The sequence below is a fragment of the Mesorhizobium sp. P160927 genome (assembly GCF_057766385.1).
Window position 1 is genome coordinate 475,039 of record NZ_JBYMDW010000001.1, and the last position, 20,755, is coordinate 495,793.

General features: G+C 63.1%; 19 protein-coding genes. 11 read left to right on the forward strand and 8 right to left on the reverse strand.

All coding sequences use genetic code 11. The features are described 5' to 3' along the window. Window positions 1-138 precede the first annotated feature (138 nt). Window positions 139-717: an LPS assembly lipoprotein LptE gene (locus AC3CB8_RS02395; RefSeq protein ID WP_352564004.1), complete on the reverse strand. Its 579-nt coding sequence runs from the start codon at window positions 715-717 to the stop codon at window positions 139-141. Next, window positions 704-3,328 carry a leucine--tRNA ligase gene (leuS, locus tag AC3CB8_RS02400; RefSeq protein WP_352564003.1) on the reverse strand — a complete coding sequence of 875 codons (2,625 nt, stop codon included), beginning with the start codon at window positions 3,326-3,328 and terminating at the stop codon, window positions 704-706. Before leuS ends, AC3CB8_RS02395 begins: the two co-directional genes overlap by 14 nt. A gap of 153 nt (window positions 3,329-3,481) precedes the next feature. On the opposite strand from leuS, the gene AC3CB8_RS02405 reads away from it, so the two are divergent. From AC3CB8_RS02405 to AC3CB8_RS02420, 4 genes are all read left to right on the forward strand, one after another. Beyond that, on the forward strand, window positions 3,482-4,144 hold the full coding sequence (locus AC3CB8_RS02405) for a YggS family pyridoxal phosphate-dependent enzyme (protein ID WP_352564002.1): 663 nt from the start codon (window positions 3,482-3,484) through the stop codon (window positions 4,142-4,144). Window positions 4,145-4,211: 67 nt separating this feature from the next. After that, window positions 4,212-4,466 (forward strand): type II toxin-antitoxin system Phd/YefM family antitoxin, encoded by a 255-nt coding sequence (locus tag AC3CB8_RS02410; RefSeq protein WP_023771771.1) that lies wholly within the window; start codon window positions 4,212-4,214, stop codon window positions 4,464-4,466. Next, window positions 4,466-4,867 carry a type II toxin-antitoxin system VapC family toxin gene (locus tag AC3CB8_RS02415; protein ID WP_352564001.1) on the forward strand — a complete coding sequence of 134 codons (402 nt, stop codon included), beginning with the start codon at window positions 4,466-4,468 and terminating at the stop codon, window positions 4,865-4,867. Before AC3CB8_RS02410 ends, AC3CB8_RS02415 begins: the two co-directional genes overlap by 1 nt. A gap of 156 nt (window positions 4,868-5,023) precedes the next feature. Next, window positions 5,024-6,073 (forward strand): aldo/keto reductase, encoded by a 1,050-nt coding sequence (locus AC3CB8_RS02420; protein ID WP_352564000.1) that lies wholly within the window; start codon window positions 5,024-5,026, stop codon window positions 6,071-6,073. 62 nt (window positions 6,074-6,135) lie between these two features. Here AC3CB8_RS02420 and AC3CB8_RS02425 read toward each other — a convergent pair whose 3' ends face one another. Next, window positions 6,136-7,041, reverse strand: coding sequence for a LysR family transcriptional regulator (locus AC3CB8_RS02425; protein ID WP_023771774.1), 906 nt, complete (start codon window positions 7,039-7,041; stop codon window positions 6,136-6,138). A 122-nt stretch (window positions 7,042-7,163) separates the two neighbouring features. Between AC3CB8_RS02425 and AC3CB8_RS02430 the strand changes: the two genes are divergently transcribed. Both AC3CB8_RS02430 and AC3CB8_RS02435 read left to right on the forward strand, forming a co-directional pair. Further along, entirely contained in the window at window positions 7,164-8,345 is a 1,182-nt protein-coding gene (locus AC3CB8_RS02430) for an MFS transporter (RefSeq protein ID WP_352563999.1), read from the forward strand. A gap of 55 nt (window positions 8,346-8,400) precedes the next feature. Further along, window positions 8,401-9,435, forward strand: a complete 1,035-nt coding sequence (locus AC3CB8_RS02435; RefSeq protein WP_352563998.1) for an aldo/keto reductase — start codon at window positions 8,401-8,403, stop codon at window positions 9,433-9,435. A 69-nt stretch (window positions 9,436-9,504) separates the two neighbouring features. Here AC3CB8_RS02435 and AC3CB8_RS02440 read toward each other — a convergent pair whose 3' ends face one another. After that, window positions 9,505-9,777 carry an usg protein gene (locus tag AC3CB8_RS02440; RefSeq protein ID WP_023771777.1) on the reverse strand — a complete coding sequence of 91 codons (273 nt, stop codon included), beginning with the start codon at window positions 9,775-9,777 and terminating at the stop codon, window positions 9,505-9,507. Window positions 9,778-10,094: 317 nt separating this feature from the next. Between AC3CB8_RS02440 and acs the strand changes: the two genes are divergently transcribed. After that, window positions 10,095-12,050, forward strand: a complete 1,956-nt coding sequence (acs, locus tag AC3CB8_RS02445; protein WP_352563997.1) for an acetate--CoA ligase — start codon at window positions 10,095-10,097, stop codon at window positions 12,048-12,050. Next, window positions 12,050-12,796, forward strand: coding sequence for an MOSC domain-containing protein (locus AC3CB8_RS02450; RefSeq protein WP_352595837.1), 747 nt, complete (start codon window positions 12,050-12,052; stop codon window positions 12,794-12,796). Before acs ends, AC3CB8_RS02450 begins: the two co-directional genes overlap by 1 nt. Before the next feature lie 15 nt (window positions 12,797-12,811). On the opposite strand, the gene AC3CB8_RS02455 is transcribed toward AC3CB8_RS02450, so the two are convergent. From AC3CB8_RS02455 to AC3CB8_RS02465, 3 genes are all read right to left on the reverse strand, one after another. Beyond that, window positions 12,812-14,080 (reverse strand): SAM-dependent methyltransferase, encoded by a 1,269-nt coding sequence (locus AC3CB8_RS02455; protein ID WP_023794825.1) that lies wholly within the window; start codon window positions 14,078-14,080, stop codon window positions 12,812-12,814. A gap of 334 nt (window positions 14,081-14,414) precedes the next feature. Beyond that, a complete protein-coding gene (locus AC3CB8_RS02460; RefSeq protein WP_352563995.1) occupies window positions 14,415-15,893 on the reverse strand; it encodes a TadE/TadG family type IV pilus assembly protein in 1,479 nt (492 codons plus the stop codon). 383 nt (window positions 15,894-16,276) lie between these two features. Beyond that, complete coding sequence (locus AC3CB8_RS02465) at window positions 16,277-17,146, reverse strand: transglutaminase-like domain-containing protein (RefSeq protein WP_023771780.1); 870 nt, start codon at window positions 17,144-17,146, stop codon at window positions 16,277-16,279. Between the two features lie 170 nt (window positions 17,147-17,316). Between AC3CB8_RS02465 and AC3CB8_RS02470 the strand changes: the two genes are divergently transcribed. Then, a complete protein-coding gene (locus AC3CB8_RS02470) occupies window positions 17,317-17,982 on the forward strand; it encodes an HAD-IA family hydrolase (RefSeq protein ID WP_352563994.1) in 666 nt (221 codons plus the stop codon). 9 nt (window positions 17,983-17,991) lie between these two features. On the opposite strand, the gene AC3CB8_RS02475 is transcribed toward AC3CB8_RS02470, so the two are convergent. Further along, a complete protein-coding gene (locus AC3CB8_RS02475; RefSeq protein WP_023771782.1) occupies window positions 17,992-18,213 on the reverse strand; it encodes a DUF1674 domain-containing protein in 222 nt (73 codons plus the stop codon). 105 nt (window positions 18,214-18,318) lie between these two features. On the opposite strand from AC3CB8_RS02475, the gene htpX reads away from it, so the two are divergent. Both htpX and AC3CB8_RS02485 read left to right on the forward strand, forming a co-directional pair. After that, a complete protein-coding gene (gene htpX, locus AC3CB8_RS02480) occupies window positions 18,319-19,341 on the forward strand; it encodes a zinc metalloprotease HtpX (RefSeq protein ID WP_352563993.1) in 1,023 nt (340 codons plus the stop codon). Further along, a complete protein-coding gene (locus AC3CB8_RS02485) occupies window positions 19,338-20,729 on the forward strand; it encodes an RsmB/NOP family class I SAM-dependent RNA methyltransferase (protein ID WP_352563992.1) in 1,392 nt (463 codons plus the stop codon). Before htpX ends, AC3CB8_RS02485 begins: the two co-directional genes overlap by 4 nt. The last annotated feature ends 26 nt before the right edge of the window (window positions 20,730-20,755 follow it).

The window sequence follows — 20,755 nt, forward strand, 5'->3', positions numbered from 1 at the left end:
GCCACGTGAAAACCCGCGGTCAGGCTTCGCATGGCCCCAAAGCCCGGCTGCCGGCGCGTTTCCATCGCCCTGACACAGGATAGGGATACCGAGAGAATGAGAGAGGGCGTTCGGCCCTCTTTTGAGACGGCGACCGTGCTAGCTGGCCGCCTTGCCGTGCCGGGCCAGATCCTGGGCGATCGACAGCTGCAGGGCTTCAGCCAGCTCGCGCGCGGCGCGGTTCTCGGCGTCGATCTGCGCCCGGTAGGAGGCAAACTCCTGACGCGGCCTGTCGAAGGACGAGGTGATCGCCCGCTTGCCGACGGCGATCACCGCGCCGGTTTTCGCATCGGTCAGTGTGTAGCCCGCGGTCAGTGTCACCGACCCAGCCGTCGGCTCGTCTTGATCGGTTCCATTCTGTACCAGCGCCGAGGATTCAACGCCTTCGGTCACGCCGAGGTCGAGCGAATAAAGCGGCGAGGCGGGCTCGCCGGCGCCGCGCCCGAACCCGAAGATCAGATTGTTACGCACCTGCTGGGCATAGCGCGTCCGGACCGGCTTGATGGCGATCGATGCCATCTCGGCATTGGCGGTCGAGCCCGTCGACAACGGCGCGCTCGAATAGAGCGGCCGCACCTGGCAGGCCGAAATGAACGCCAGCGAGCCGACGAGGCCGGCAAGCGCGATGCGGCGCAGCAGACGGCCCAGCTCTGTCTTTTCCCGGTCAGGCAACGACATTGACGATCCTCTGCGGCACGATGATCACCTTGCGCGGAGCCTTGCCTTCAAGTGCTTTCTGCACGAAGTCGAGAGCCAAGACCGCTTTTTCGACCGCACCTTGGTCCGCGTCGCGGGCAATTGTCAAATCCCCCCGCTTCTTGCCGTTGACCTGCACCGGATAGGTGACTTCGTTGTCCACGACCAGCGCCGGATCGAAGACCGGCCAGGGCCGTTCGGCCACCAGATCGACGCCGCCCAGCGTCTCCCAGCACTCTTCAGCCAGGTGCGGCATCACGGGCGCGATCAGATGCACCATGATCTCCACGGCCTCGCGGCAGGCGCTTTTCAGCGCCGGAACGGCCTTGCCTTCCGCCACTTCGTTAAGCGGGGCTGTCAGCGCGTTGGCCAGTTCATAGATGCGAGCAATGGCGCGGTTGAAGGCGAGCTTCTCGATGTCTTCGCCAACCGCCTTCAGGATCTTGTGCGCGGCCTTGGAAACCGCCCCGGCCTCGCCATCATTGGCCGCCTTGGGCGTGACCCCTACCAGCGTCTCGGCCGCCGTCGACACCAACCGCCAGATGCGCTGCATGAAACGATGCGCGCCGGCGGCACCGTCGTCGGTCCACTCGACATCGCGCTCGGGCGGCGAATCCGACAGCATGAACCAGCGCGCCGTGTCGGCGCCGTAGCCATCGGTGATGTCTTCCGGGCTCACCGTGTTCTTCTTCGACTTCGACATCTTCTCGAGCGGGCCGATGGTGACCGCCTCGCCGGTGGCGACGTCGATGGCGCGGCGCTTGCCGTCGACGTCTTCCAGACGCACCTCGGTCGGCGCCAGCCAGCGCCCATTCGACGCCGAGCCGACACGGTAGGTTTCGTGGACCACCATGCCTTGCGTGAACAGGCCCTTGAACGGCTCGGCCAAGGCAACATGGCCGGTCTCGCGCATGGCGCGGGTGAAGAAGCGCGAATAGAGCAGATGCAGGATCGCATGCTCGATGCCGCCAATATATTGGTCGACCGCCAGCCACTCGTTCGCTGCCTTGGGATCGGTCGGCTCATGCGCCCAGGGCGCGGTGAAGCGGGCGAAATACCAGGACGAATCCACGAACGTATCCATCGTGTCGGTTTCGCGCCGCGCGTCCTTGCCGCATTGCGGGCACTTCACATGCCGCCAGGTCGGGTGACGGTCGAGCGGATTGCCTGGCCGGTCGAAATCGACATCGTCGGGCAGCTTGACCGGCAGATCGGCCTTCGGCACCGGCACCACACCGCAATCCTCGCAATGGATCATCGGGATCGGGCAGCCCCAGTAGCGCTGGCGCGAAATGCCCCAGTCGCGCAGGCGGAAATTCACCTTGCGCTCGGCCATCGGCCGGTTGCCGATGGTCTTTTGCTCCAGCAGCCTGGCGACTTCATCGAAAGCTCTGTCCGGCGTCATGCCGTCGAGGAAGCGCGAATTGATCATCGCGCCATCGTCGACATAGGCCTCGTCGACGATCTGGAACGTCTTGGGATCGGCTCCGTCAGGCATCACCACTGGCACCACCGGCAGGCCGTATTTGTTGGCGAAATCGAGGTCGCGCTGGTCATGCGCCGGGCAACCGAAGATGGCGCCGGTGCCGTATTCCATCAGCACGAAATTGGCGACGTAGACAGGCAGCATCCAACTATCGTCGAAAGGATGGACGACGCGGATGCCGGTGTCGAAGCCTTTCTTCTCGGCCGTCTCGAGCGCCGCCACCGAAGTGCCCATATGGCGTACTTCGTCGATGAACTTCGCCAAGGCTGGATTGGTCTCCGCGGCCTTCTTGGCCAGCGGATGATCGGCGGCGATTGCCATGAACGAGGCACCGAAAATGGTGTCGGGCCTTGTCGTGTAGACTTCCAGCTCATGCTCGCCGGCGATTTCCGAGGCCAGCGGCCAGCGGATCAGCAGGCCTTCCGAACGGCCGATCCAGTTCTGCTGCATCAGCTTCACTTTTTCGGGCCACTCGTCGAGACCGTCCAACGAATCCAGCAAGTCTTGGGCAAAGTCGGTGATCTTGAAGAACCATTGCGTCAGCTCGCGCTGTTCCACCAGCGCGCCGGAGCGCCAGCCGCGCCCGTCGATGACCTGCTCGTTGGCGAGCACCGTCATGTCCTCCGGATCCCAGTTGACCTTGGAGGATTTGCGCGTCACCAGCCCCTTCTCGACGAAGTCGAGGAACAGCATCTGCTGGCGGTGGTAGTAGTCGACGTCGCAGGTGGCGAATTCGCGCGCCCAGTCCAGCGACAGGCCCATCACCTTGAGCTGCTCGCGCATGGCGGCGATGTTCTGGTAGGTCCATTCCTTGGGATGCACCTTGTTCTGCATCGCGGCGTTCTCAGCCGGCATGCCGAAGGCGTCCCAGCCCATCGGGTGCAGCACGTTGAAACCCTTGGCGCGCTTATAGCGGGCCACCACGTCGCCCATCGTGTAGTTGCGGGTATGGCCGATATGGATGCGCCCCGACGGATAGGGGAACATTTCCAGCACGTAGTATTTCGGGCGCGGATCGTCATTGTGCGCTTCGAAAAGCTTCTTCTCGGCCCAGGCCTTCTGCCATTTGGGTTCTGACGCGCGCGGGTTGTATCGTTCGGTTGCCATGGGACGTTTTTCACTTAAAAGCATGCGGACTGCGGGCAAGAGCCCGGCAGTTCATGAAATGTGGTCCGGGTGTTCACCATGGTTTGGCAAACCCGTCAACCATATGGACATCGCGGCTGACAAAAACGCGGATCAAAACAGCGGGATTTGCACATGGGCGACACCGTTCAGCAGTTTTTCACGGTCAAGGCGAAGATCGCCGCCGCCGAGCGGGAGGCGGGCCGTGAAGCCGGCGCGGTGACGCTGGTGGCGGTCTCCAAGACCTTCGACGCCGCCGACATAGGCCCGGTCATCGAGGCCGGCCAGCGCGTCTTCGGCGAAAACCGCGTGCAGGAAGCGCAAGGCAAATGGCCTGAACTAAAGGAAGCTTTCCCCGACATCGAACTGCACCTGATCGGCCCGCTGCAGTCGAACAAGGCGAAGGAAGCGGTGGCGCTGTTCGAGGTCATCGAGACGGTTGACCGCGACAAGATCGCCGTGGAGCTCGCCAAGGAAATTATCCGGCAAGGCCGTGCGCCAAAACTCTATGTCCAGGTGAACACCGGTTCCGAACCGCAGAAAGCCGGCATCGAACCGCGCGAGGCGGTCGCCTTCGTCAGACGCTGCCGGGAAGTGCACGGCCTCGGCATCGAAGGCCTGATGTGCATCCCGCCGGCGGACGAGAACCCCGGCCCCCACTTCGCCTTGTTGGGGAAACTCGGCGATGAAGCCGGTGTCGCCAAGCTGTCGATGGGCATGTCCGGCGACTACGAGACCGCGATCGCCTTTGGCGCCACTAGCGTCAGGGTGGGTTCGGCGATTTTTGGAAGCCGGTAGGCCGAATTTCAAGCTTGCCGCGTCGTGCGTCAATACTATATCTAGCCAGGCTAGCTAGGAGCATTCCATGAACTGGCACCTTCAGGACGCAAAAAACAATTTCTCCAAGCTGGTCCAACGCGCGCGCAGCGAGGGACCGCAGACGGTAACGCTGCGCGGCGAGCGTGCCGCGGTGGTACTCTCCGCCGAGGATTACGACCGCCTGGCTGGAAAGAAGAAATCCTTGGCCGAATATCTTTTGACAGGTCCGGTTTGGGACGATGATTTCGCCGAGGAGGTCAACCGGCGTCCGGAAACGATGATCCGGAACGTCGATCTCTGATGTATCTGCTCGACACGAACATCATTTCCGATCTGCGGAGGCAGCAACCCAGGCCGACTGAATGGCTGGCTTCGGTGGATCCAACATCAGTGAACCTCAGCGTCATTACCCTTGGTGAGATCGAGCGTGGGATCGTCAAGCTGGGCAAGGTCGACCCCGGAAAGGCGGCACGCCTCGATCTCTGGCTACGGGAGCTTCGGCATGACAACGCCGACCGTATTCTTGCTGTCACGGAAGATGTGGCACTCACTTGGGGCCGCATCACCGCCGGCCGAACACGAGGCAGCGCTAACACGCTCATCGCGGCAACCGCACTTGTCCATGATCTCATTCTGGTGACTCGCAATGTCGCCGACTTTGAAGACATTGGCTTGACGGTGCTCAACCCCTGGGCCGTCTAAGCGTCCCTATCTGCCCGGAGCGCGCCATTTTCGCCATGGCATATCGCTGGGCCTGATCCACAAGCGCCATTATACCAGCGCTATACCAGCGCTTGAAACGAAACGTACCGTTCCTATTTGCTTTGATGTCACCACACATCCTCCTGGAGTCTCACGATGCGTTACAATCAGCTTGGAAACACGGGGTTATTCGTCTCCGAACTTTGCCTCGGCACCATGACCTTCGGCGCCGCCGGCCAAAATGCCCAATGGGGCCTGATCGCCAGCCTCGACCAGAAGGGCGTCAACGAGATCGTCGGCCGCTCGATCGCCGTCGGCGTCAACTTCTTCGACACGGCCGACGTCTATTCCGTCGGTGAGTCCGAACGCCTGCTTGGTCAGTCGCTTAGGGACCTCGGTGTTGGCCGGTCAAACGTGGTCATCGCCACCAAGGTCCACGGCGCCATGGGTGAGGGACCAAACCAGCGCGGCTCCTCGCGCGGCCATATCATGGATTCGGTCGACGCCAGCTTGGAGCGGCTGCAGCTCGACCATATCGATCTCTATCAGTTGCACGGCACCGACGCGGTGACGCCGATCGACGAGACACTGCGGGCACTTGATGATCTCGTCTCCAGCGGCAAGGTCCGCTATGTCGGTGTCTCCAACTGGCAGGCCTGGCGCATCGCCAAGGCGCTCGGCATCGCTGACCGCAAGGGCTTTGCCCGCTTCGAAACCATCCAGTCCTATTATTCGATCGCCGGCCGCGACCTCGAACGCGAGATCGTGCCGCTGATCAACGAGGAGAAGCTCGGCCTGATGGTGTGGTCGCCGATGGCCGGCGGGCTGCTTTCCGGCAAATACGGGCCCGGCGCGCCGGGCAATGGCGAGGGCCGCCGCGCGTCCTTCAACTTCCCGCCGGTCAACGAGGAGCGTGCCTGGGCGGCGGTCGCCGTCATGCGCGAGGTCGCCGAGAAGCATGATGTCGGCGTCGCGACCGTGGCGCTCGGCTATGTCCTGGCCAAGCCTTTCGTGATGAGCGTGATCATCGGCGCCAGCCGCATGGACCAGCTCGAGCAGAACCTTGCCGCCACCAGCCTCAAGCTCGATGCCGACGATCTCGCCAAGCTTGACGAAGTGAGCGCACTACCCGCCGAATATCCCGGCTGGATGGTCGAACGCCAGGGCGCCGGCCGTCATCCGGCGCCTTTCGTGCCGAAGGCATAGCTCGTACCGCTGGCAAGCCAGTCCTTTGCAACGCCGCGCGTCGCATCGACGCGCGGCTTCGACTACAGCCGAACGGTCTCGGCAAGAAAGTCGAGAAAAGCCCGCACACGTGCCGGCAGGTGTTTGCCCTGGCCGACATAGACTGCATGCGTCGGCTCTTCGTCGCCGGGGTTGAAATCTTCCAGCAGCGGCACCAGCCGGCCGGCGGCAATGTCGGGCTCGACATGCCAGCGCGCCAGTCGGGCAATGCCGGCCCCGGCGACGGTCGTTTGGCGCATCGCCTCGCCATCGGTCAATGTCAGGTTTCCGACAACCGGGGTGATCACCGGCGCGCCTGCCGTATCGATAAAGGGCCAGCCGTCGATATGCCGCGCGAAACCGAAAGCGAGCATGTTGTGACGCCCGAGATCGGACAGCGTGCGCGGCGTGCCGTGTGCTTCGAGATAGGAAGGTGCCGCGACCACCACCATTCGGCTTTGACCGAGCTTGCGCGCCACCAGCCTCGATTCGCGCAGCGGCCCGGCGCGGATCGCGACGTCGGCCCGCTCTTCCAGCAGGTCGATCACGCTGTCGGTCAGCACAGCCTCGACGAAAATTTCGGGATAGCGCTCCAGAAAGCGCGGCAGCAGGTCCATCAGCCGGTGTTGGCCGAACGGCACGTAGCTGTTAACCCTCAGCCTGCCGCGCGGCGCGGCTCCTGCCGCGGCTTCTCGCTCGGCCTTATCCATGTCGGCGAGCACGCGCACGCCGCTGTCGTAGAACGCTGTCCCTTCCGGCGTGAGCTGGAGTTTGCGCGTCGAGCGGCTGACAAGCCGCGCCCCAAGCCGGGTTTCGAGCCGCGCTATCAGCTTGCTCACCGCCGATGGCGTCATCCGCAACCGCCGCGCCGCGGCCGAAAAACTGCCCGCCTCGACGACGCGCACGAAGACTTCGATCTCGCCGGAACGGTTGATTTCGGGCCTGGCCATCTGTGAATCTATTTCACAAGAAGTATGCCTTGGGCAAGTCTGGTTCACAACATGGCGGATCACGATCTTCCGGGCCAGGGCGCGGACTGAGCGTTCCTTTGCCGACAGATGGGACCATCGCCATGCCTCTTGCTCTTTATGCCCTCGCCGCCGGTGCTTTTGGCATCGGTGTTACCGAATTCGTCATCATGGGCCTGCTCATCGATGTCAGCAAAGACCTCGGCGTGTCGATCTCCGCCGCCGGCCAATTGATCTCGGCTTATGCGCTCGGTGTCGTCATCGGTGCCCCCTTGTTGACCATCGCCACAGGCAACTGGCCGCGCAAAACCGTGCTGCTTGCGCTGATCGCGATCTTCACGATTGGCAACCTCGCCTGTGCGCTGGCGCCCGACTACTGGACACTGATGGGTGCCCGCATCATCACCGCCTTCGCCCATGGCACCTTCTTCGGCGTCGGCTCGGTCGTCGCCACTGGTCTGGTCGCGCCCAACAGGAAGGCTTCGGCGATCGCGCTGATGTTCACCGGCCTGACCATAGCCAACATCTTGGGCGTGCCCTTTGGCACCTGGCTCGGCCAGGCCTTTGGCTGGCGTGCCACCTTCTGGGCGGTGACCGCCGTCGGCCTCGCGGCCTTCGCCGTCATCCTGGCCCTGGTGCCGCGCGGCCAGGCAGCGCCGGAGAAGAGCGATCTGCGCACCGATCTCGCCGTGCTTCGCCGCACGCCCGTCCTGCTCGGCCTCGCCACCACGGTGCTCGGCTATGCCGGCGTGTTTGCCGTCTTCACCTATATCGCCCCGTTGCTCACCGAGATCAGTGGCTTCAGCGAAGCCGCCGTATCGCCGATCCTGCTCGTCTTTGGCGGCGGCCTCATCGCCGGCAATCTCGCCGGCGGCAAGGTCGCCGATCGCTGGCTGGTGCCGGCGGTGCTCGGCAGCCTCGTGGTGCTGGCGCTGGTGCTTGCCACGATGAGCTTCGCCATCCACAGCCAGGTCATGGCCGTGATCTATGTCGGTCTGCTCGGTGCCGCCGCCTTCGCCACAGTGGCGCCGCTGCAGATGTGGGTGCTGGAAAAGGCGCAAGGCGCCGGCCAGAGCCTGGCCTCATCGTTCAACATCGCCGCCTTCAATCTCGGCAATGCGGCCGGCGCCTGGCTTGGCGGCGCGGTCATCGCCCATGGCCTTGGATTGGGTTCGCTCACCTGGGTCGCCGCCCTGTTGCCGCTCGCGGCACTCGCCGTGGCCGGACTGGCGCTGCGCCTTGATGGTGGCACCACATCAGGTGCGCCTGTCTCCGTCCGGTCGTGACGCCAGCCGACATCCGTATCGTCCGACCTCTTCACAAACCACCAGGAGCAAGAAAATGGACTATCGACGTCTCGGCGCATCGGGCCTGAAAGTCCCGGTGCTTTCATTCGGCGCGGGCACCTTCGGTGGCTCCGGCCCGCTGTTCAGCGCCTGGGGCAACAGCGACGCGCAGGAAGCGCGGCGGCTGATCGACATCTGTCTCGAGGCCGGCGTCAACCTGTTCGACACCGCCGACGTCTATTCGAACGGTGCCTCGGAGGAGGTGCTCGGCGAAGCGATCAAGGGCCGTCGCGACGCGGTGCTGATCTCGACCAAGACGGCGCTGCCGATGGGCGACGGGCCGGGCGACCACGGCTCCTCGCGCTCGCGGCTGATCAAGTCGGTCGACGCCGCGCTGAAGCGCCTCGGTACCGACTATATCGACCTGCTGCAACTGCACGCCTTCGATGCCGGCACGCCGATCGAGGAGGTGCTGTCGACGCTGGATGACCTTGTTCGCTCCGGCAAGCTGCGCTACGTCGGCGCCTCCAACTTCTCCGGCTGGCAAGTGATGAAGTCGCTCGGCCTGGCGGAGAAGCACGGCTATCCGCGCTATGCCGCGCATCAGGTCTACTATTCGCTGCTCGGCCGCGACTACGAATGGGAGCTGATGCCGCTCGGCCTCGACCAGGGCGTCGGCGCGCTGGTGTGGAGCCCGCTTGGCTGGGGCCGCCTGACCGGCAAGATCCGCCGTGGCCAGCCTCTGCCGGAAAAGAGCAGGTTGCATGAGACGGCTGATTTCGGGCCGCCGGTCGGGGACGAGCATCTCTACCGGGTCATGGATGAGCTCGACGCGGTGGCGCAGGAAACCGGCAAGACGGTTCCGCAGATCGCCATCAACTGGCTGCTGCGGCGCCCGACCGTTTCCTCCGTCATCATCGGCGCTCGCAACGAGGAGCAACTGCGCCAGAACCTCGGCGCCGTCGGCTGGACGCTGACGCCGGAGCAGGTGAAGAAACTCGATGAGGCAAGCGAAGTCACCGCGCCCTATCCGTACTTCCCCTATCGACGTCAGGAAGGCTTCGCCCGGCTGAACCCGCCGGCGGTTTGATGATGCGGCCGCTAACAGGCTAAGTCGCTGGACGGCGCCTGCCTAAACAGCCATCGCCGTCTTGCCATCTCAATGCAGCACGAACTCGCCATCCACCTTGCGCCATTCATTCGGCGCGATCAGCTTCTGGTGCGTGTAGACCACCGAATGCAGTGGCCCGTCGAGTTTGGCTTTCCAGAATTCGATGAACCGGATCAACACCGGAAACTTCGGAGCGATGTCGTAGTCCTGCCAGACGAAGCTCTGCAGGAGATGCGGGTGGTCGGGAAAATGATAAAGAATCTTGGCCGTGGTCAGGCCGTAGCCTTTGAGGATCAGGTCCATTTCAAGATGGTCGCGCATTATGGTCCCCTTGGGCGGTCCCCTGGTTGATTCTCCTTTCCTCCCAGCTGCCAATTGTGCGCGCCGTTACTTAACTGTCTATTGATTTTTCTTGATCTCAAAGGGAACTTTACCCGCGAAAACATGCGGTTAGCAGCGAACATCGTCGAGTGCTGACAGTTTCGAAAAGCGCCCCTGCGGCATCCCGCCGCGCGAATCCAACGTCTAATGTTGCCGTCGCGACGGAACTGGTAATAATGCCGCCGAATTCGCGGCTGCGTAGCTGCGATCCCGCAGGCGTTTCAAGCCGGCGGACTGGTTCGGGAGGAAAGCCAAGAATGTCCGAGGTTCATGTCCATCGCGTCCAGCCGGCGTGGAAGAAGAACGCCCTGATCGACAATGACACCTACCTCAAATGGTATGCCGACAGCATGAAGAACCCGGACAAGTTCTGGAGCAAGCACGGCAAGCGCATCGACTGGTTCAAGCCCTTCTCCAAGGTCAAGAACACCTCCTTCGACGGCAAGGTCTCGATCAAGTGGTTCGAGGATGGCCAGACCAATGTCTCGTACAATTGCATCGACCGCCACCTGAAGAAGCGCGGCGACCAGACCGCCATCATCTGGGAAGGCGACAACCCCTACGACGACAAGAAAATCACCTACGCCGAACTCTACGGGCACGTCTGCCGGCTCGCCAATGTGATGAAGAAGCACGGCGTCAAGAAAGGCGACCGCGTCACCATCTACATGCCGATGATCCCGGAAGCGGCTTATGCGATGCTGGCCTGCACGCGTATCGGCGCTATCCATTCGGTCGTCTTCGGCGGCTTTTCACCGGATGCCTTGGCCGGCCGCATCGTCGATTGCGAATCGACCTTCGTCATCACCGCCGATGAGGGCCTGCGCGGCGGCAAGCCCATCCCGCTCAAGGAAAACACCGACAAGGCGATCGACATCGCCGCCAAGCACCATGTCAAGGTCAAGACCGTCGTGGTCGTGCGCCGCACCGGCGGCAAGATCGGCTGGGCGCCGGGACGCGATGTCTGGTATCACGACGAAGTCGCGACGGTTAAGTCTGATTGCAAGCCGGAGAAGATGAAGGCGGAGGATCCGCTCTTCATCCTCTACACGTCGGGCTCGACCGGCAAGCCGAAAGGCGTGCTGCATACCACCGCCGGCTACCTCGTCTATGTCTCCATGACGCACCAATATGTCTTCGACTATCATGACGGCGACGTCTATTGGTGCACCGCCGATGTCGGCTGGGTGACCGGCCACAGCTACATCGTCTACGGGCCGCTCGCCAACGGCGCCACCACGCTGATGTTCGAAGGTGTGCCGAACTACCCCTCTCAGTCGCGCTTCTGGGAAGTCATCGACAAGCACAAGGTCAACATCTTCTACACCGCGCCCACGGCGCTGCGCGCGCTAATGGGTGCCGGCGACGCGCATGTGAAGAAGACCTCTCGCAAGTCGCTGCGCGTGCTGGGCTCGGTCGGCGAGCCGATCAACCCGGAAGCCTGGGAGTGGTATTTCAACGTCGTCGGCGACGGCAGGGTCCCGATTGTCGATACGTGGTGGCAGACCGAGACCGGCGGCATCCTGATCACGCCGCTGCCGGGCGCCACCGACCTCAAGGCAGGCTCGGCGACACGGCCCTTCTTCGGCATCAAGCCGCAGTTGGTCGATAGCGAGGGCAAGGTGGTGGAAGGTGCGGCTGACGGCAACCTCTGCATCACCGATTCCTGGCCCGGCCAGATGCGCACCGTCTATGGCGACCACGACCGTTTCGTGCAGACCTATTTCTCCGCTTACAAAGGAAAATACTTCACCGGGGACGGCTGCCGCCGCGACGCCGATGGCTACTACTGGATCACCGGCCGCGTCGATGACGTCATCAACGTCTCCGGCCACCGCATGGGCACGGCCGAGGTCGAATCGGCCCTGGTCAGCCATGACAAGGTTTCCGAGGCCGCCGTCGTCGGCTATCCCCATGATATCAAGGGTCAAGGCATCTATTGCTACGTCACCCTGATGGCCGGCGAGCAGCCGAGCGAAGATCTGCGCAAGGAGCTTTTCGCCCATGTCCGCAAGGAGATCGGCGCCATCGCCACGCCTGACAAGATCCAGTTCGCGCCCGGCCTGCCCAAGACGCGTTCGGGCAAGATCATGCGCCGCATCCTGCGCAAGATCGCCGAGGATGATTTTTCCGCGCTCGGCGACACCTCGACGCTTGCCGATCCGGCCGTGGTCGACGACCTCGTTGCCAACAGGCAGAACAAGAGGGGCTGATGCGGGAAGACGCGGCATTGGGCACCGTCACCCAGTTGTGGCGCTATCCGGCAAGTTCGCTCGCCGGCGAGCGCCGGGACACCATCCTGGTTGGACCGGTTGGCATCGAGGGCGATCGCCTGTTCGGTCTCGTCGATGTCTCGGACAATGAGATCGCCCGGCCCGATCGTGACGCCAAGTGGCACAAGGTGCCTCGCATCCGCACCCGGCTGGGCCGCGACAGCGAACTGGAAATAGCCGTTCCCGATGGCGACTGGCTTGCCGCACCCGGCGCCGAATGCGACCGCGCCGTGTCGGCCTATCTCGGCTTCGGCGCGTCGATCCGACCGTTCCGGGGGGAGAGCGCGGCCGGCTACGCCGGGCCGCTGACCGCGGAGCGCTACCGCAAGGCGCCGATCCATCTCCTGACCACGGCCTCGCTGGCACGGCTGAAGGCGCTCCATCCGGAGGGGGCCGCCGATCCGCGCCGTTTCCGTCCCAACATCGTCGTCGACATGGCCTCGGTCGACGGCTCGTTTCCCGAAACCGAATGGATCGGCAAGAAGCTCGCCATCGGCGACCTCGTCCTGACCATCTCCGAGCCGTGCCGCCGCTGCGGCTTCACCATCATCGCCCAGGATGGTTTCGACGATGATCCGGGCATCCTGCGCAATCTGGTCCGCCACAACGCCCACAATCTCGGCGTCTACTGCACCGTCGACCGGCCCGGCGGGGTCGGGATCGGCGCGCCGATGCGGTTCGTCTGACCTTCCGGCCCAAGCCTATCGATAAAGATCCGCCCGCGTCGGTGGCAGGCCGCTCGGGCCTCGCGCGCGTTTGGTGGCGACAGTCTGGAATATCTGCGCCGAGGCGCGTTCAAAGGTGATGGAGCAGCCGCTCAGGTAAAGCAGCCACAGCCGCGCCTTGGCTTCGCCGACCTCGGCGATCGCCTCGTCGAACCGCGCCTGCAGACGCTCGGCCCACAGCCTGCAGGTGCGGGCATAGTGCTCGCGCAAATTCTCGACATCGTAGACGAGGAAACCGTGTGCTTCGAGATTGCCCAATGTCATGCCGATCGTGTCGAGTTCGCCGCCCGGGAAGATGTATTTGATCAGCGCCTTGTATTCAGGCCCCTTGCGCAGGGTTTTCTTGATGTCGCCCTTGCTGCGCCTTGTGATGGCGTGATGCAGATAGATGCCGCCCGGTTTCAGCAGCCGGTGGACGGCGGAGAAATAAGTGTCATGGTTTGCCAGGCCCAGATGCTCGAACATGCCGATGGACGATATCTTGTCGAAGGTGCCGGTGAGTTCCGCGTAGGACTTTATCTCAATGGTTATCTTGTCCTCCAGACCCTCGGCGCGAATGCGCTCGCGGGCGAGTGAGGTCTGGGCTTGCGACAGCGAGACGCCGTGTCCGACGACACCATGGTTTTTCGCGGCGTGGATCAGCATCGCGCCCCAACCGCAGCCGATGTCGAGCAATCTTTCACCGGGTTTCAGCCGAAGCTTGCGGCAGATATGGTCGAGCTTGTCGACCTGCGCCTCGTCGATGCTGTTTGCGAAATCCTGGAAATACCCGCAGCTATAGACCATGCGCTCGTCGAGAAAGAGCCCGTAGAAGGCATTCGAGATATCATAGTGATGCTGGATCGCCTCCTTGCTGGAGCCGCTGACGAACGGGTTGCGACCGGCGAGATCAACCCGCGACGCCATCTGCTTTCTCGAAAACAGCACCGCCGGCAAGTCACGCAGAAGCGCCCGTTTGGGCAACGCCTTCAGCTTCGATCGCAGCTTGCCCGTCGAAGGCAGGGCATAGAAATCGAACAGCGATCCGTCCTCGATGTCGACTGCCTTGGATATCCACATCTCGATAAGGGTCGACAGGGACGGTCGGCGAACGATCTGCCAGACAATGTCATGGTCGTTGATGATCAGCACGGGGCCGGTGGCGGGGCCGATCCGCTCACCGGTCCACAGCCTGACCGCGAAGCCGGGCTTGACCGCCTCGACTACCGTTCGAACGATGCGCGCAGCTCTTTCGGTGGCATCCATGCCCTTCCCCACGGTCGATGACGCGATGTTGTCCTTTTGGGCCGCGGATCGCAAGCACGTCACGCTTTTTCCATCCGGCATCTTGTCATTTGCTGCAATGCACCCCATCATGAGTGTGTGTTCAACAAATCGAAAGGAGGTGATCCGATGTCGAGTGATTTCGTTTTCCAGAACGTGGGCTCAGCGGATTGCACTTTCGGGAAGCAGTCTTCCCGTTAAGGCGCGAGATGCGCGGTCGGTGACCTAAGCGTCACTACCATTGAGCCGCGCCATGGACGGAAACACGGAAGGCCGCCGGCTTGGAAAGAAGCGGCGGCCTTTTCCTTTTCACGGATTATTGGGTCAGTACGACCTTTTCGGTGTTGCGGATGATTTCCTGAAAGGCATCATCCAATTCCAGGCCGGTGGACACCTCGAAATAATGCCTCTCGGCGGCGGAGGCGTCTTTCGAAGAACAATCCTTCAGCACCGCCTTTGCCTGGTCCCTCTCGGTTGCCGACATATCCTTATCGTTCAGGTCGAAGCCGATGGTGAAAATCTCGATGCCGTCATTTTTCATGTTGCCGCACACCGTTTCAGCATTGCCGCGCGCAAGGTTGCCTTGGCTGTTGTATCTCCCAGCAACACCCGCGAAGGCGGTATTGAACTGGCCGTCGGTCATCAGGATCGCAACCTTGGCGACCTTCTTCGCATCGGCGTTCGAAGCGCCGTTGCCGAGACCGGCGTTCTTGATCGCAGCGCGCCATTGCGGCGACAGCATGTAATAGGTCCACTGAATGGCGATCGCGCCAGCCGTATAACCATCGGCCTGGAAGTCGTCGATCGAATCAAGCAATGCCTCCGAATCCGCGGTCAGCGGGATCACTTGCGCGTCAGGACATTTGTTCATTCCCTCGTCGCTGAGATGATCATCCCGATTTACCAGGGCATAATATTTCTTACCGTTCCTGTCTGTGCGAACCGTGTCTGGACCATCCGCGCTCAAGTCGGCATCGCCGTTCTTGCTTTTGCGCTCTGTAGCGCAGTTGTCCGGGTGTGGCATGGCCGCCCCAACAATGGAGATGTAGTCGCTGAAGGACGGCAGCAGATTTTTGCCCGTCTTGGCAACAAGAAGCGAACTGCCGGCGACGGGTGGCAGTTCAGAACTCCCTTGCTTCTCGGCATAGACGTTTTCGGCCAGTTTTCCGGCGTTCACGCCAGATGCATAGGGCACAATCGCGACCCGGACGCGGGGGTTCTTCGGGTCTTGGTTCTCGAGCATCGTCTTGACGGCATTCGTCGCAGCGACTTTCAGGTCGCCGATCTTATTGACGTTGCCCCGCTTGGCCATCGATCCCGTTATGTCGAGCATCATGGCCACCTCTATCTGCTTGTCGGAATAGAGCGCTGTGGTGGAAGCGCCGACGCGCTGCATGTCACCGGTGCTGAACAACGGGAAGTAGAGGCCGACATCGACATGGGCATCGGCCTGGACCGTGTTGGCGGTCCTGTCGACGATCAGCCTGTCGAGCACGATCTGGCCAGCGTGCAGAATGCCCGCCGCGCCGTTGGCGTCGAGAAAGGCCTGCACGGATTTGGTTGCGTCGGCCTCGTTGATGGCGCCGGTGGTCAGGTCACGTGCCGTCGATGTCACCGCCGCGTCGATGACGCCCTGCAGGCTCGATCTGGCGTTGTAGAGCTGCGTAATATTGACCGAGAAGCCCGCGGCCAGCGCCAAGACCGAGGCAGCAAAGCCGAACAGAACCGCGAAATTTCCACTGCGGTCTCCGGCGAAGCCGCCGACCGCGTGAACAAGACCCCCGTAATTCCGCATCCAACAGCCTCCACTTGCCTCGGCCTCGTCGCCGCATCGGGGGGAATGCAGGATTCCAGCCGGAACGAGAGGCGACCCGATCCGCGATCGGGAATTAACCAGCAGAACATTGTTTTTATTGGATTTTCACGGGGTAAGAAGGTGAACGGCTGGTAAACGTCAGCGAATATTACCGCGCACCTTTACCGGACGCTTACCATGCCCAGATCGATGTGCTGGTCCGGTGTCGGCGATGTCTTGTTGCGGCACAGCATCTTTGTCCCGAAGCGGGCCAACTGTCCCAGGATTGCGAAGCACGCCGGGGCACAAACTCGGACACGTGTGTTGAGATCCAGGTCAGGCCAGCCATTTGCCAGGCCGGCCTCCCCTGGATATCAACGTAGCTAGGCCAGCATCCGCGCGCTGACCGTCCTGTCAATGCCGTGATAGGGTGGATTGGACAGCCTGCCTTCCTGTTCGTAGGTCCATACCTTGAACAAGCTGAGTCGGTGCGGGCCGAAACTGTGCAGCAAGGGAACGTCGGTGGCGTCGCGGCCGCGCGCAATGACGACGCGACCGGTCCTTGGCCGGTTGTGGCGCGGGTCGAACGTATACCACTTGCCGTCGAGGAAGGCCTCCATCCAGGCCGAGAAATCCATCGGTGCGGGATCCGCCGGCACGCCGATATCGCCGAGATAGCCGTTCACGTAGCGCGCCGGAATGTTCATGCAGCGGCAGAGCGTGATCGCCAGATGGGCAAAGTCGCGGCATACCCCGACACGTTCCTCGTGCGCCTGCGCGGCGGTGCGGGTCGAACGCGCATAGCCGTAGCCGAAGGACAGGCGGTTATGGACATAGTCGACGATCGCCTGCACCCGCGCCCAGCCGGAAGGAAGATGGCCGAAAAGCTGCCAGGCGAGGTTGCTCAGATGGTCTGTCTCGCAATAGCGGCTGCCCAGGAGGTAGAAAAGCACCTCGTCGGGCAGCTCGGCGACCGGCATTTCCCGGGCCAGCGTGTTGACCTCATCCGTCTCACCGCTGTCCTCCACGACGGCGTCATAAAGGATGCGAAAGCCGCCGGCCGGCGCCGTAAAGCGGCGGCAGGCATTGCCGTGCAGATCGTGGTAGAGCCTGGTCGGCACCGAAGGCGAGGTCAGGACCCGCGTCTGCCGCTTGATGTCGGCCTGCCTGTCCTTGTGAATTTCGAGCAGCGAAATGACCGGAGTGGCCTCGGCGCATTCGATGGCAATCTCATAGCCGAGGCGTATCAGCATGGGTATCGTCCCTTGGTTCGCGTGGTGGGAATTGTACGTTTGAAACGTTGCAAGGTGACGGTGGTTCCCTGCATCGCCCCCCAAATGCGCTCGCGCGCCTTTTCATGTCGGCGGCTTGGCGCTACGGTTGCGTCCTCCCTCGACCCCTCCCCCGCACTTCAAGGAAAATCATGTTTGCTGGCAGAAAATTCGCCGCCTTCCTCTTCGATATGGACGGCACGCTCATCAATTCCATCGCCTCGGCTGAGCGGGTCTGGGGCGATTGGGCGCGGCGTCACGGCCTCGACGTTGCGGCCTTCCTGCCGACGATCCACGGCGTACGGGCCATCGAGACAATCACCGCCCTGGCGCTTCCGGGCGTCGACCCGAGACACGAAGCGGATCAGCTGCTGAAGGCCGAGGCCGACGATCTCGAGGGTATTGTCCAGATCCCCGGCGCCGTGGCATTCCTCAATTCGCTGCCGCCGGAGCGCTGGGCAATCGTAACCTCGGCGCCACGCTCCCTGGCGCTTGCCCGCATGAAGGTCGCCGGCATTCCTGTCCCCGCGGTCCTCGTCGCGGCGGAGGACGTTTCCCGCGGCAAGCCGGCGCCCGATTGCTTCCAGCTCGGCGCAAGACGGCTTGGCTTCGACGCGCGCGACTGCCTGGTGTTCGAGGATGCCCCGGCCGGCATCGCGGCGGCGGAGGCGGCGGGTGCTTCGGTCATGGTGATCAACGCCACGCACCAGCATCCCCTGGCAACACAGCATGCCGCGATGTCAGGTTATGACGCAATCGGCATCACCGTCGACGAGCGAGGCTGCGTTGCGCTCGAGCAGCAGCGCAACGCAGCTTGAGATCAGTCGCTAGAAATCACTGGCCAGGCCTTTGACCTCCCAGTCACCATAGCGGCCGGGCTCCTTGCCGCCACGGCCGCCGATCTCCCGCGGAAGTGCTGCTTCCTTGCGGCGGTAGTCATGCCGCCTTGCTTCGGCTTCCTGCAGCGCGCGGCGGGCGGCGGGCGTCAGCTCCTGTGGCGGCGTGCCATCGTCCGTGCCGGGCGGCGTTTTACTGGTTTCGTCGTTCATGCGATATTTCCAGTGGATTGAAACGGGAACGGGCGTTTCCCATCATATAGCGATGACCTCGCGAGGATCGACCCTTTTTCACCACCATCCGGACAGGAGCAGACGATGAACACCATTCGCACCGCCATGCTTCTCGCCGCAATGACGGCGCTGTTCATGGGCGTCGGCTTTTTGATCGGCGGTTCGGGCGGCATGATGATCGCCTTGCTGGTCGCTGCCGGCACCAATTTGTTCAGCTACTGGAATGCCGACAAGATGGTGCTGTCGATGAACCACGCCGTCGAGGTCGACGAGAACAATGCGCCGGAATATTACGCCATCGTCCAGGCGTTGGCCAAGCAGGCCGGCTTGCCGATGCCCAGAACCTATCTGATCGACAATCCGCAACCGAATGCCTTTGCCACCGGCCGCAATCCGCGGAACGCGGCGGTCGCCGCCTCCACCGGCCTGCTGCAGCGACTGACCCATGAGGAGGTCTCCGCCGTGATGGCGCATGAGCTTGCCCACGTCGAGCACCGCGACACGCTGACCATGACCATCGTCGCCACCTTTGCCGGCGCCATCTCGATGCTCGGCAATTTCGCCTTTTTCCTCGGCGGCAGCCGCGAAAACAACAATCCGTTCGGCTTTGTCGGCGTGCTGGCGGCGATGATCGTGGCGCCCTTCGCCGCCATGATCGTGCAGATGGCGGTCAGCCGTACTCGCGAGTACGAGGCCGACCGGCGCGGCGCCGAAATCTGTGGACACCCGCTGTGGCTGGCCTCCGCGCTTGACAAGATCGCCCGCGGGGCCGAACGCATTCCCAATCCCGATGCCGAGCGCAATCCGGCTATGGCGCACCTCTTCATCATCAACCCCCTGCATGGCGAGCGCATGGACAGTCTGTTCTCCACCCATCCGAGCACCGACAATCGTATCGCCGCGCTGCAGGCGATGGCACAGCGGATGGGCGAAGGCGCTCCCCGAGCCACGCAGCGCCAGGCGCCGATGTCAACGCAGGCTGACGAGCCGGAGATGACCGGACCGTGGGGCAAGCCAACCGCGCCAGAACCGGCGACCGAGCCGGCCAGGCCAAAATCCAATCCGTGGGGTCGCAATCCGACCGGGCCCAAGGGCCGGTGGTCGTGAGCGTCGCGGGCAGGGCGGCACCTCGACGCACGGTTTCAGGCGATCAGGATCACAATGCCGGCGGCGAATTCTTTGCCGGCCTCGCCGCGCGCAAGGCGGCGGCACGGCTGCTGGCCGCCGTCATCGACGCTCGCACGCCGCTCGACGGTCTGACCGATCACGAGAACGGCCATCCGCAATATAAGGCGCTCGACCTGCGCGACCGTGGCCTGGTACGCGCCATACTGGTCACCGCGCTGCGCTACCGCATGACCATAGCGGGGCTCCTGGCGCGGCGCCTGGAAAAGCCGCTGCCGCCCAACGCGACCGCCTTGTCGCATATTCTGCATGTAGCGGCGGCGCAGATCCTGTTCCTCGATATTCCCGACAGCGCGGCCGTCGACCTCGCGGTGACGCACGCCAAGTCCGATCCGCGTACGCAGCGCTTTTCCGGCCTGGTCAACGGTGTGCTGCGCACGCTCGCGCGGGCCAAGGAATCCGAGCTTCCGGCCGCGCTTGCCGCCGCCGACGAAGCGCCGAAATGGTTTTCCGACCGGTTGAAGGCCGCCTACGGCGCCGAGAAGGCCCGGCAGATCCTGGCTGCCCACCGCCACGAGGCGCCGGTTGATTTCTCGGTCAAGGCCGATCCCGAACTCTGGGCCGAAAAGCTTGGCGGCATTGTCCTGCCGACGGGCACGGTTCGGGTGGAGAAGCTTGCCGGCGCCGTCACCGAATTGCCGGGCTTCGCGGAGGGTGCATGGTGGGTCCAGGACGCGGCGGCCAGCTTGCCGGCAAGACTGTTCGGCGATGTCAGCGGATTGCGCGTCGCCGATCTCTGCGCCGCGCCCGGTGGCAAGACCGCGCAGCTCATTCTCGCCGGTGCCAAGGTCACCGCCCTCGACACTTCGAAGAACCGGCTGGCGCGGTTGACGCGGAACCTTGCGCGCCTCGGCCTCTCCGCCGAAATCGTCCAGGCCGACCTGCTCAAATACGAGCCGGCGGAGTTGTTCGACGGCGTGCTTCTCGACGCGCCATGTTCCTCGACCGGCACCGTGCGGCGACATCCCGACGTGCCGTGGACCAAGACGGCGGCGGACGTCGAAAAACTCGCCGACCTGCAACGCAGGCTGCTAGCCCGCGCCGTTATGCTGGTCAGGCCCGGCGGCCGGATCGTCTTTTCCAATTGTTCGCTCGATCCGCGGGAAGGCGAGGAACTCTGCCGCGCCTTCCTGGTCGACAATCCGGGGGTGACCACCGATCCGATCCGGCCGGGTGAATTTGCCTGTCTCGACCAGTTCCTCACATCTGATGGAGCGCTGCGCACCACGCCCGCCGACATGGTGCTGGGCGCACCCGCGATTTCCGGCCTCGACGGCTTCTACGCAGCCCGCATGCGACGCGTCGGCTAAAGCAATCCCAGGAAAAGTGTGTGACG

What these genes read in the sequence shown, in the direction of transcription:
- AC3CB8_RS02415 (WP_352564001.1), top strand. Translation starts at nt 4,466, where the DNA reads ATGTATCTGCTCGACACGAACATCATTTCCGATCTGCGGAGGCAGCAA.
- leuS (WP_352564003.1), bottom strand. Translation starts at nt 3,328, where the DNA reads ATGGCAACCGAACGATACAACCCGCGCGCGTCAGAACCCAAATGGCAG.
- AC3CB8_RS02465 (WP_023771780.1), bottom strand. Translation starts at nt 17,146, where the DNA reads ATGCTGATACGCCTCGGCTATGAGATTGCCATCGAATGCGCCGAGGCC.
- AC3CB8_RS02475 (WP_023771782.1), bottom strand. Translation starts at nt 18,213, where the DNA reads ATGAACGACGAAACCAGTAAAACGCCGCCCGGCACGGACGATGGCACG.
- AC3CB8_RS02440 (WP_023771777.1), bottom strand. Translation starts at nt 9,777, where the DNA reads ATGCGCGACCATCTTGAAATGGACCTGATCCTCAAAGGCTACGGCCTG.
- AC3CB8_RS02395 (WP_352564004.1), bottom strand. Translation starts at nt 717, where the DNA reads ATGTCGTTGCCTGACCGGGAAAAGACAGAGCTGGGCCGTCTGCTGCGC.
- AC3CB8_RS02450 (WP_352595837.1), top strand. Translation starts at nt 12,050, where the DNA reads ATGCGGGAAGACGCGGCATTGGGCACCGTCACCCAGTTGTGGCGCTAT.
- acs (WP_352563997.1), top strand. Translation starts at nt 10,095, where the DNA reads ATGTCCGAGGTTCATGTCCATCGCGTCCAGCCGGCGTGGAAGAAGAAC.
- AC3CB8_RS02435 (WP_352563998.1), top strand. Translation starts at nt 8,401, where the DNA reads ATGGACTATCGACGTCTCGGCGCATCGGGCCTGAAAGTCCCGGTGCTT.
- AC3CB8_RS02460 (WP_352563995.1), bottom strand. Translation starts at nt 15,893, where the DNA reads ATGCGGAATTACGGGGGTCTTGTTCACGCGGTCGGCGGCTTCGCCGGA.
- AC3CB8_RS02455 (WP_023794825.1), bottom strand. Translation starts at nt 14,080, where the DNA reads ATGGATGCCACCGAAAGAGCTGCGCGCATCGTTCGAACGGTAGTCGAG.
- AC3CB8_RS02430 (WP_352563999.1), top strand. Translation starts at nt 7,164, where the DNA reads ATGCCTCTTGCTCTTTATGCCCTCGCCGCCGGTGCTTTTGGCATCGGT.
- AC3CB8_RS02470 (WP_352563994.1), top strand. Translation starts at nt 17,317, where the DNA reads ATGTTTGCTGGCAGAAAATTCGCCGCCTTCCTCTTCGATATGGACGGC.
- AC3CB8_RS02420 (WP_352564000.1), top strand. Translation starts at nt 5,024, where the DNA reads ATGCGTTACAATCAGCTTGGAAACACGGGGTTATTCGTCTCCGAACTT.
- AC3CB8_RS02405 (WP_352564002.1), top strand. Translation starts at nt 3,482, where the DNA reads ATGGGCGACACCGTTCAGCAGTTTTTCACGGTCAAGGCGAAGATCGCC.
- AC3CB8_RS02425 (WP_023771774.1), bottom strand. Translation starts at nt 7,041, where the DNA reads ATGGCCAGGCCCGAAATCAACCGTTCCGGCGAGATCGAAGTCTTCGTG.
- htpX (WP_352563993.1), top strand. Translation starts at nt 18,319, where the DNA reads ATGAACACCATTCGCACCGCCATGCTTCTCGCCGCAATGACGGCGCTG.
- AC3CB8_RS02410 (WP_023771771.1), top strand. Translation starts at nt 4,212, where the DNA reads ATGAACTGGCACCTTCAGGACGCAAAAAACAATTTCTCCAAGCTGGTC.